Raw genomic sequence first — 8,807 nt, forward strand, 5'->3', positions numbered from 1 at the left:
CCGGCCGCTCGACCCGCCGGCCGTCGCCGCCGCCGGGTCGAACGCCGGGAGGTCCGGCGTCGACAGTCGGTCGACCTGCTCGGCGAACCAGTCGGGCATATCCGCCCGAGCGCGCTCGAAGAGGTCCAAAAGCGAGTCGTCGGCCAGATACGTCGCGCCGTAGTCGTCGGGCGCGCGGACGACCCGCCCGCAGGCCTGAATCACGGTCCGCAACGCGGTGCGGTAGTACCACGCCCACTGATCGTCTTCGAGTCGCCGTGCGACCGCCGAGTCCCGCGTGTTCGGGTAGGGGGCCTTACACAGCAGTTGCCAACGGCAGGCGTCGCCCTCCAGATCGAGGGCCTCCTCCATCTTCACCGAGAGGAAGACGTCGGGGTCGTCGGCGCGCTTCCACGCGGCCAGTTGGCCGTCGCGGTCCTCGGCCTCGTGGCTGCGGACCCGCGAGTCGACGCCGAAGTCGGCGAGCAGCTCCAGCAGGCGGTCCTTGATGGCGTAGGAGTGGCAGTGGACGAGTCCCTTCTCGTCGCTGTGGTGGGCCATCAGTCGGACGAGGACCCGCGCCACCTCGGGGAGGGTGTCCTCGCGGCGGTCGTAGGTCATCTTCCCGCGGGTCACGTCGTACAGCGGGCGGTTCTCGACCGGAAACGTGTGAGGCACGTCGACGAGTGCGACCCGATCGGGGTCGAGGCCGACGTTCGCACAGAAGGCCTCCTTGTTGAGGATGGTCGCCGACAAGAGGGCGAAGTTGTTGCCCCGGTCCCAGACGGTGTGACCCAAAAAGCGCTCGGGGGCGAGCGGTTTGATGGTGACCGAGGTGCCGGCACCGTCCGGTTGGTCGACGACCCACGTCGTCGACGCCTCTGGGTCGCGGTACTCCTCGCGGAACCACTTGAGGTCCGAGCGGAGTTGCTGGAGACGGTCGCGTTCGGCGGCCTCGGCCGGTTCTATCTCGGCGTTGCCCCGCAGTTCCTCGAGGCGGCGGTCGATCACCTGCGCGAGGCCCTGCGCGTAGTCGGCGGCGTCTTCGAGGTCCTCGATTGCGGGCGGTTCGCGAGCGTCCCAGACGGGGACGGTGTCGGGCCGGAGGTCGATGGTCGCGTACATCTCGGCCCACTCGCCGAGGCCGTGGGCCTCGTCGACGACGACCACGTCGCGGGTGCCGAAGACGTCGCTGCCGGCGGTCTGCATGAAGTACGCCAGCGTCATCGCGGCGACGCGGCGGTTGGCCGCGATGGTCCGGTCCGAAAAGTACGGACAGCGGTGTTTGACCTCGCAGTCGAACTCCCGTTCGCGGACGCAGGGAGCCTGGTCGACGGGCGTGTCCGTCTCGCCGGGGAGGATGCAGTCGTAGTTGTTCTTCCCGCGGATGATAGAGAGGTCCGAGAGGAGGGGGTCGGCGGCCACGTCGTCTAGCTGTGAGACCTGCGGCGTGGTGTAGTAGGCGTCGATGGGGTCGCCGGCGGAGGCCTGACTCCCCTCGCGGGCACAGCCAGCGATGGCCCGGGCCAGCAGGGACTTGCCGCTGCCGGTCGGCGCGCGGACGAGGACGACGTCGTTGCCGGCCGCGAACGCCTCCCGGATGTCCGCGAGGGCCTGCTGTTGGGCCCCGCGGTACTCGGGGGCGGGAAAGGCGTCTTCGAGACGGGAGGGATCCACGTCTACCGGGGAGGGCGTCCCGCTACTAAAGACATCGGTCACTCCTCCATCGACAGCGACCGCATCGCCCAGACGAGGCCGAGGGCGACGCTCCCGGGGACGGCGACGGCCACGATGCCGACCAGCGGCCGCGTCGCGTAGCCGACGCCGGCACCCACACAGAGGAGGAACGCGCCGGCCCCGAGGAGGAAGACGGCGTCCTCCGGGACGGCCGCGAGCGTTCGTGCCATACGGTCACCTTCGGACGGGACCACATAGTCGTACCGCTCGAACGGGACGGGAAGGCCTATGCCGGGCCGGCCACCACTTGGAGGTATGACAGACAGGTACACGCGGCGGCGCGCCCTCCAGGTCGGTGCCGTCGGGGTCGCGTTCGGTATCGCGGGGTGTTCGGACGGCAGCGACAGCGACGATGACGACGACGAGGAGAACGAGGGGACGCCGACGGCGACGCCGGCGGCGACACCGACGCCGACGCCGCCGCCGGAGACGGGCCCTATCGGGCCGATTCCGGAGACGGTGACGGCGCTCGCCCGCGCGGACGCCGACGCGTTACTCTCGGGGGAGTTGCTCGCGGAACTGGATTCGACGCCGCTGCCGGGCATCGGGGACGCCTCGACGGCGCTTGAGGACATCGAGAGCGAGTACGGCCTCGACCCCGAGGCGGTGTCGACGCTGACGGCCTTCCAGTCGACCCGCGGGGAGGGACAGCTAGCGGGCGTCGTCGTCGTCGCCGACTGGACCGCCGAGGACCTCGCCGGCGTCGACGCGCCGACGACGACCTATCAGGACCGGACCATCTACGACGGGGAGTCCGACCTCGCGCTCGGAGTGTTGGGTGGCGACCAGTACGCCATCGGCCAGCGGCCGGCCGTTCAGGCGACCATCGACGTCGCCACCGGGGAAATCGAACCGGACAGCGGCCCCGTCGTCACCGGCCTCCAGAACGGCCCGGAGGGACGGGCCCGGTTCGCCGTCGGCGGATCCCGAATCGCCCTGCCAGCGGGGATGGGCGAGGGGGACGGCGGTTTCGGCGCGCAACTGGCCGGCGGGTTCGTCGAGGACATCTCGCTGCTCGCGGGGTCGCTGTCGGCCGACGGCGACCGGCGGACGCTCACCCTCGACATCGTCGCCACAGAGGACACCGCGCCGGGGCTGGCCGGCCTGCTGAGCCAGACGGCGCTGGTCGAGGCCGGACTGAGCGAGGAGCAGCGAAACGACGAGAACGTCCAGACGCTGCTGTCGGCGTTCGAGTCGGCCACCGTCTCACAGACCGGGGACACCGTGCGGTGGGCGTACACCGCGCCCGTCGCGGAGTTCGCGGCGACGGTCCGGGCGGGAGCGGCACTGGCGGCCGGCGGGGAGAGCGGCACGAGCGGCGACGGCGACGCCGCTCAGAGCGAGTGAACGTCGCCGGCGGTCACGTCCTCGTCCTCGGGCAACCGGTCGATGCAGTCGAAACAGAGGAAGTGTTCGGAGCCGTCGGCCAGCTCCAGCGTCATCCCGCCGGAGGAGCCGCCGGCTTTCGACCAGAAGTCGCCGATGCCGCCGGCGATACGGACCTCCGACCCACAGGCGTCACAGGGCTGGCTCGTCATAGCGACCGGTAGCGACTCCGCGAGCAAAAACCTCCGGACGCGCCGGTCGGCTACTCGGATTTGATCTCGGCGAACTGATCGAGGAGGTCAGCCGTCGACTCCCCGGCGTCGTACTCGACTTCGCCGTGGTGGACCGTCCGCTCGTCGTCGAAACTGGCGTCGACCTCGCTGTGTTTCCGTTCACGGCGCTCGTGTTCGTCCTCGTCGTACGCACCCATCGACATCGTTTGTCACACACGAACTTTCGTGGGTACCTATATCAATGTGTCGCCGACCCACGGTACAGTGTGTCACATAACAGGGTCGGCCGCGTCGTTTATACCGTATGATGGCGAACTAACTGCTGAAATGAGACACATCGGCTTGAAATTCCGAATGGCGGTCGTCGGATCGATCCTGTTCGGGTTCTACGCCGTCGTGGCGCTGTTCGTCTACGCGATGTTCGGCGGCGGCACGACGGTCCTCGCCCTGATATTCGCGGGCAGCGTCCTCTTCGTCGGCGTCCAGTACAAGATCGGGAAGTGGGCGGCCCTCCGCAGCGTCGGGGCCGAGGATATGCCCGAGGACGACCCGCGCCTCCGGGAGGTCCACCGCTCGGTCGAACGCCTCAGCGACGATATGGGCATCGAGAAGCCGCGGCTGATGATCGCCCAGATGGGCGTCCCCAACGCCTTCGCCGTCGGCCGGAAAGGCGCCGGGGTCGTCGTCGTCTCCTCGGAGCTCATCCGCCTGCTCGACCACGACGAACTGGAGGGCGTGCTGGCCCACGAGTTGGCCCACATCCGCAACCGTGACGTGGTGATGATGGTCGTCGGGCAGGGCATCGCCTCCATCGTCGGCCTCGCCGCGCAGTTCATCGTCCTGTTCGCCGGCGACAACGACATCGCCGACCTGTTCCTCTCGTTCATCGTCGGGAACATCGTCCAGTTCCTTGTGAGCCTGTTCGTGCTGGCCATCTCCCGCTACCGGGAGTACGTCGCCGACAGCGACGCCGCGGGGGCAATCGGCGGCGGCGACCCGCTGGCCCGCGCCCTAGAGAAGATCAGCAACACCGACCACAGCCGCAGTCAGATCGACGAGAACGCCAGCGCGCTGTGCATCTTCGGCGAGGAGCGCAGCCTCCTCTCGAAGATTCTCTCGACGCACCCGCCGACCGAGAAGCGCATCGAGAAGCTCCGTTCGTACTGACGCCGCCGCGGCCGTTTCCGGACGGTTGCCGGGGGAACCCTGTAGTATTTAGCCGTCGGCGACCACGCCCGTCACGATGGTAGCCGGTACTGTGTTGGCGACGTTACTGGTCGCGGCACTGGCGAGTCTGTTTATGGCGTGGGCAATCGGTGCCGGGTCCTCAGGGTCGACGCCGTTCGCGCCCGCCGTCGGCGCGAACGCGATATCCGTGATGCGCGCCGGCTTCTTCGTCGGCATCCTCGGCCTCGCCGGCGCGGTCCTGCAGGGCGCGAACGTCTCGGAAGCCGTCGGGCAGGAACTGATCGTCGGCCCGCCGCTGCCGGCCAGCGCGGCCGTCCTCGCGCTGACGACGGCGGCGGTGCTCGTCGCTATCGGCGTCTTCGCCGGCTACCCAATCGCGACGGCCTTCACCGTCACGGGCGCCGTCGTCGGCGTCGGCCTCGCCGCCGGCGGTGACCCCGCGTGGGCGAAGTACCAGCAGATAGTCGCCCTGTGGGTCGCCGTGCCGTTCGTCGGGGGCGGGACCGCCTACGGAGTCGCCCGGCTGTTGCGCGACGACCGCGTCGCCGAGCGATACGCCGTGCCCGTTCTCGCGGGCGTCGTCGGCCTCATCCTCGCCACGTCCGGTTCGTCCTGCTCGCGCCGGGCGACCAGCAGGCCTCGGTCGCGGCGGTGTTGTCGGGTCCCCTCGGCGGGTCGACGCTCGCGCAGGTCGCCGTCTCGTTGGCCCTCGCGCTGGCCGCCGCGGGACTGCTGTACTGGGACTCGACGGGCGCGCCCGAACGCGGCCAACGGCACTTCCTGCTGGTGCTCGGCGGACTGGTCGCGTTCTCGGCCGGCGGGAGTCAGGTCGGGTTGGCCGTCGGGCCGCTGTTGCCGCTGGTGACACCGTTCGACATCCCGCTGATCGCCGTCCTCTTCGGCGGCGGCGCGGGCCTGCTCATCGGCTCCTGGACCGGCGCACCGCGGATGATCAAGGCCCTCGCACAGGACTACTCCTCGCTCGGGCCGCGCCGCTCTATCGCCGCGCTCATTCCTTCCTTCGCCATCGCCCAGACCGCCGTCTTCCTCGGCGTCCCCGTCTCGTTCAACGAGATTATCGTCAGCGCGATTATCGGGAGCGGGTACGCCGCCGGCGGGAGCGCCGTCAGCGGCGAGAAGATGGCCAAGACGGTGCTGGCGTGGGTCGCCTCGCTGGCAATTGCGCTGGGCTTTGGCTACGGCGCGTTCGCGGCCGGGACGGCGCTTTTGGGTTAGCCGTCGGTCGCGTCTTCGGCCGCGGGCGTCTCCTCTATGGGCTCCTCGTCCGGTTCGTCCGTCTCGACGCGCGTGATTCGGGCCTTCATAATCCGGGTGTTCTCCACCTGCTCGACCCGGATCTCCACGTCGCCGTACTCGATGACCTCGCCCTCCTCGACCAGTCGGCCGACGCGGTTGAAAATGAACCCAGCGAGGGTCTCGAACTCCTCGCCTTCGGGGATGTCGACGCCGAGGGTTTCGTTGACCTCGTCGATGTTGACCTCGCCGCGGACGACGGCCGTCCGGTCGTCGACCGTCTCGATCGGTTCCTCCTCGCCGCCTTCGAGTATCTCGCCGACGATCTCCTCGGTCAGGTCCTCCATCGTCACTAGCCCCTCGGTGGTGCCGAACTCGTCGAGGACGATCACCATATGCATCCGGTTCTCGCGCATCTCGGTGAGGAGGTCGTCGACGTTCTTGGACTCGGGGACGTGCAGCGTCGGTTCGATGAGGTCGTCCAGTTCGAGGTCCTCGTTCTCGCCGTAGTTGAGGTCACGAACGAGGTCCCGGATGTGGACGACGCCGATGATGTTGTCGAGGCTGCCCTCGTAGACGGGCAGGCGGGCGTGGCCGCTCTGGATACACGTCTCGATGGCCGCCTGGATGCCGTCGTCGACGGAGACGGCGGTCATATCGAGTCGCGGCGTCATCACCTCCTTGGCGATGGTGTTGTTGAACCGGAGGGTGCGCTGGAGCATCTCCCGTTCCTCCTCGTCTAAGACGCCCTCGCGCTCGCCGGTCTTGATCATATTCCGTATCTCGTCGCGGGTGACGTAGGTCGACTCGATGGCCGACCCGCCGCCCGTGACGCGGTTGACGACCCGCGTCAGGTAATCGAAGAAGACGATCAGAGGTAACAACGCCCGCTCGGACCACTTCAGCGGGCGAGCTATCGTCACCGCCCACGACTCGGTGTTCTCGACGGCGTAGGACTTGGGCGCGCTCTCGCCGAACAGCAACACGACGGCGGTGATCCCGAACGTCGCGGCGATCACTGCCTGTCCCTGCGAGAGGTACAGGCCGAACAGTCCGGTCGCGATGGAGGACATCGCGATGTTGACCAGATTGTTGCCGACGAGAATCGTCACCAGCAGGCGGTGCGGGTCGCTTTTGAGGTTCTGGACCGCTCGCGCACCCGGGACGCCCTCCTCGACCATCGAGTCGATCCGGTGTTTGGCCAGCGAGAACATCGCGATCTCCGAGGAGGAGAAGAAGGCCGAGAGACCGATCAACACGACGATGGCGAGTGTCCCGAGGAGTGCGACTGCCGTCCGGGACAGTTCGATCCCGACGACCGGTGCCGTGTACAGCCCCCACGACGCTGCTATCACACCGTCGACTACCTCTGACGAGTGCTGCGGTATGCCCATCAACACCGCATGTTACTGTGGCGGCGAATTAACTCTTGTGTGCTGTCGCCACACCACGGCGACAGACTTAGCCGGCCGACGCCCCTATCCTGGCGTATGTCGACACGCGAACCAGCGATCACGCTCTACCGGTTACAGGCCTGCCCGTTCTGTGAACGCGTCGTCCGGACGCTCGACGACCTCGAAATACCCTATCGCTCGCGGTTCGTCGAACCGATGCACTCGGAACGGGACGCCGTCAAGCGCCTCACGGGCAAACGGACCGTGCCGGCCATCGTCGACGAGAGCACCGGCGTCACGATGTCCGAGAGCGCCGCTATCGTCGAGTACCTCCAGTCGACCTACGGAGGTGGCGACTGATGGACCTCGGGTTCGACATCGTCGAGTTGGGGTCGGCCGACCACGTCGAGACGGGCGAGACCGCACCGGACTTCGTCCGACCGCTGGTCGGTGAGGAGTACTGGGAGGACGTGGCGCTGTCGACGCTGCTGGACGATGGGCCGGTCGCACTGGTCTTCCATCCGATGGCCGGGTCGTTCCCGGCGACGTACGTCTGGCAGGAGCTCTCGGGACGCGAGTGGGGCGACGTGCAGGTCGTCGGCCTCTCCATCGCGACGCCGTACGGCCACAAGCGCCTCATCGACGAGCGCGGACTCGGCGACCGGTTCCGGCTGTACTCGGACCCGGCCAACGGCGTCGCCGAGTCCTACGGCATCGCCCACGACCTCGACGGGATGGCCGGCATCAGCGAACCGCGCCCCGCCGCGTTCGTCGTCGACACCGACCGAACCGTCCAGTACGCGTGGGTCAGCGAGGAGTGGCCCGCCTTCCCGCCGTACGACGAACTGCACGAGGCGACGCAGTCGCTGTGACGATGGCCGACGATATCGAACGCGCGGCGGCGGCGATAGAAGCGGGCGACCTCGTCGTCTACCCCACCGAGACGGTGTACGGCCTCGCGGCGGACGCGCTCGACCCCGACGCGGTCGCGGCGGTCTTCGAGGCGAAAGGCCGGGACCGCGACAAGCCGGTTTCGCTCGCCGTCCCCGACGTCGAGGCCGCCCTGGAGTACACGACCCCGACCGCGACCGAGCGGGCGTTTATGCACGAGTTCCTGCCCGGCCCGGTGACGGTGGTCCTCGAACGTCGAGAGGTTGTCCCGGACGTCCTCACCGCCGGCCGCGAGCAGGTCGGGATCCGCGTCCCCGACCACCCCGTCGCGCTTGCCCTGTTGGACGCCGTCGAACCGCTGACCGCCACGTCGGCGAACGTCAGCGGCCAGCCAAGCGCCCGGACCGTCGCCGACCTCGACGCCATCACCGAGTCTGCGGCGGTAGTCCTAGACGGCGGCGAGACCGGCGGCACCGGCAGCACCGTCGTCGACGTCGAGGCCGGCGATATCCACCGCCGCGGCGCGAACGCCGACGCTGTCGAGCAGTGGCTGGCTGACCGCTAGTCGCCAAGCATCGACCGCAGCGACCGCGTCCGGACGCCACACCCCTCCCGATACTCGCAGGGCGGGCACTTCTCGCGTTGCGGTTCGGCGCGGCGGTTCCTCGACGTCGGCCGCCGTCCGCAGCGCCGCCCGGTACTGGGCCCGCCGGCGCGCCGAGACGTCTATCTCCCGGACCAGTCCGTATGCGGGGTACTCGACGAAGGCCGTCTCGACCGACTCCTGCCGTTCGTTGGCCAGCGC

At 68.7% G+C, this 8,807-nt stretch carries 10 protein-coding genes and 2 pseudogenes; 6 read left to right on the plus strand and 6 right to left on the minus strand.

Features of this window, described 5'->3' with window-relative positions:
- Together GJ629_RS12185 and GJ629_RS12190 are read right to left on the minus strand one after the other, a co-directional pair.
- The coding region (locus GJ629_RS12185; RefSeq protein WP_370515898.1) for a helicase C-terminal domain-containing protein at positions 1 to 1,656 on the minus strand (1,656 nt) is incomplete at its 3' end.
- Between the two features lie 38 nt (positions 1,657 to 1,694).
- Complete coding sequence (locus GJ629_RS12190; RefSeq protein ID WP_157513305.1) at positions 1,695 to 1,886, minus strand: hypothetical protein; 192 nt, start codon at positions 1,884 to 1,886, stop codon at positions 1,695 to 1,697.
- Positions 1,887 to 1,971: 85 nt separating this feature from the next.
- Here GJ629_RS12190 and GJ629_RS12195 point away from each other — a divergent pair, with 85 nt between their 5' ends.
- On the plus strand, positions 1,972 to 3,063 hold the full coding sequence (locus GJ629_RS12195) for a hypothetical protein (protein ID WP_157513306.1): 1,092 nt from the start codon (positions 1,972 to 1,974) through the stop codon (positions 3,061 to 3,063).
- On the opposite strand, the gene GJ629_RS12200 is transcribed toward GJ629_RS12195, so the two are convergent.
- Together GJ629_RS12200 and GJ629_RS16315 are read right to left on the minus strand one after the other, a co-directional pair.
- On the minus strand, positions 3,051 to 3,254 hold the full coding sequence (locus GJ629_RS12200; protein WP_157513307.1) for a hypothetical protein: 204 nt from the start codon (positions 3,252 to 3,254) through the stop codon (positions 3,051 to 3,053). The genes GJ629_RS12195 and GJ629_RS12200 overlap by 13 nt on opposite strands.
- A 50-nt stretch (positions 3,255 to 3,304) precedes the next feature.
- A complete protein-coding gene (locus GJ629_RS16315) occupies positions 3,305 to 3,478 on the minus strand; it encodes a DUF5786 family protein (RefSeq protein WP_197428586.1) in 174 nt (57 codons plus the stop codon).
- Positions 3,479 to 3,629: 151 nt separating this feature from the next.
- Here GJ629_RS16315 and GJ629_RS12205 point away from each other — a divergent pair, with 151 nt between their 5' ends.
- Positions 3,630 to 4,442, plus strand: a complete 813-nt coding sequence (locus GJ629_RS12205; protein WP_231754609.1) for a M48 family metallopeptidase — start codon at positions 3,630 to 3,632, stop codon at positions 4,440 to 4,442.
- A gap of 76 nt (positions 4,443 to 4,518) precedes the next feature.
- Positions 4,519 to 5,699: pseudogene (locus GJ629_RS12210) on the plus strand (inorganic phosphate transporter).
- Here the strand turns inward: GJ629_RS12210 and GJ629_RS12215 are convergent.
- Positions 5,696 to 7,111 (minus strand): hemolysin family protein, encoded by a 1,416-nt coding sequence (locus GJ629_RS12215; RefSeq protein WP_157513309.1) that lies wholly within the window; start codon positions 7,109 to 7,111, stop codon positions 5,696 to 5,698. The pseudogene GJ629_RS12210 and the gene GJ629_RS12215 sit on opposite strands and share 4 nt — an antisense overlap.
- 96 nt (positions 7,112 to 7,207) lie before the next feature.
- On the opposite strand from GJ629_RS12215, the gene GJ629_RS12220 reads away from it, so the two are divergent.
- From GJ629_RS12220 to GJ629_RS12230, 3 genes are read left to right on the plus strand one after another with little or no spacing between them, the layout of a single operon-like run.
- Complete coding sequence (locus GJ629_RS12220; RefSeq protein WP_157513310.1) at positions 7,208 to 7,471, plus strand: glutathione S-transferase N-terminal domain-containing protein; 264 nt, start codon at positions 7,208 to 7,210, stop codon at positions 7,469 to 7,471.
- The gene (locus tag GJ629_RS12225; protein ID WP_157513311.1) at positions 7,471 to 7,983 is read left to right on the plus strand and encodes a redoxin domain-containing protein; all 513 of its coding nucleotides are present in this window, start codon (positions 7,471 to 7,473) and stop codon (positions 7,981 to 7,983) included. The genes GJ629_RS12220 and GJ629_RS12225 overlap by 1 nt, the downstream gene beginning before the upstream one ends.
- A 2-nt stretch (positions 7,984 to 7,985) precedes the next feature.
- Positions 7,986 to 8,567, plus strand: a complete 582-nt coding sequence (locus tag GJ629_RS12230) for an L-threonylcarbamoyladenylate synthase (RefSeq protein ID WP_157513312.1) — start codon at positions 7,986 to 7,988, stop codon at positions 8,565 to 8,567.
- On the opposite strand, the pseudogene GJ629_RS16320 reads toward GJ629_RS12230, so the two are convergent.
- Positions 8,451 to 8,807: pseudogene (locus GJ629_RS16320) on the minus strand (hypothetical protein); the annotation flags it as partial. The gene GJ629_RS12230 and the pseudogene GJ629_RS16320 sit on opposite strands and share 117 nt — an antisense overlap.

Source organism: Halapricum sp. CBA1109 (genome assembly GCF_009741825.1).
GTDB lineage: Archaea > Halobacteriota > Halobacteria > Halobacteriales > Haloarculaceae > Halapricum.

Coding starts and splice junctions, on each gene's coding strand:
- GJ629_RS12190 (WP_157513305.1), bottom strand. CDS start 1,886: ATGGCACGAACGCTCGCGGCCGTCCCGGAGGACGCCGTCTTCCTCCTC.
- GJ629_RS12195 (WP_157513306.1), top strand. CDS start 1,972: ATGACAGACAGGTACACGCGGCGGCGCGCCCTCCAGGTCGGTGCCGTC.
- GJ629_RS12200 (WP_157513307.1), bottom strand. CDS start 3,254: ATGACGAGCCAGCCCTGTGACGCCTGTGGGTCGGAGGTCCGTATCGCC.
- GJ629_RS16315 (WP_197428586.1), bottom strand. CDS start 3,478: ATGTCGATGGGTGCGTACGACGAGGACGAACACGAGCGCCGTGAACGG.
- GJ629_RS12205 (WP_231754609.1), top strand. CDS start 3,630: ATGGCGGTCGTCGGATCGATCCTGTTCGGGTTCTACGCCGTCGTGGCG.
- GJ629_RS12215 (WP_157513309.1), bottom strand. CDS start 7,111: ATGGGCATACCGCAGCACTCGTCAGAGGTAGTCGACGGTGTGATAGCA.
- GJ629_RS12220 (WP_157513310.1), top strand. CDS start 7,208: ATGTCGACACGCGAACCAGCGATCACGCTCTACCGGTTACAGGCCTGC.
- GJ629_RS12225 (WP_157513311.1), top strand. CDS start 7,471: ATGGACCTCGGGTTCGACATCGTCGAGTTGGGGTCGGCCGACCACGTC.
- GJ629_RS12230 (WP_157513312.1), top strand. CDS start 7,986: ATGGCCGACGATATCGAACGCGCGGCGGCGGCGATAGAAGCGGGCGAC.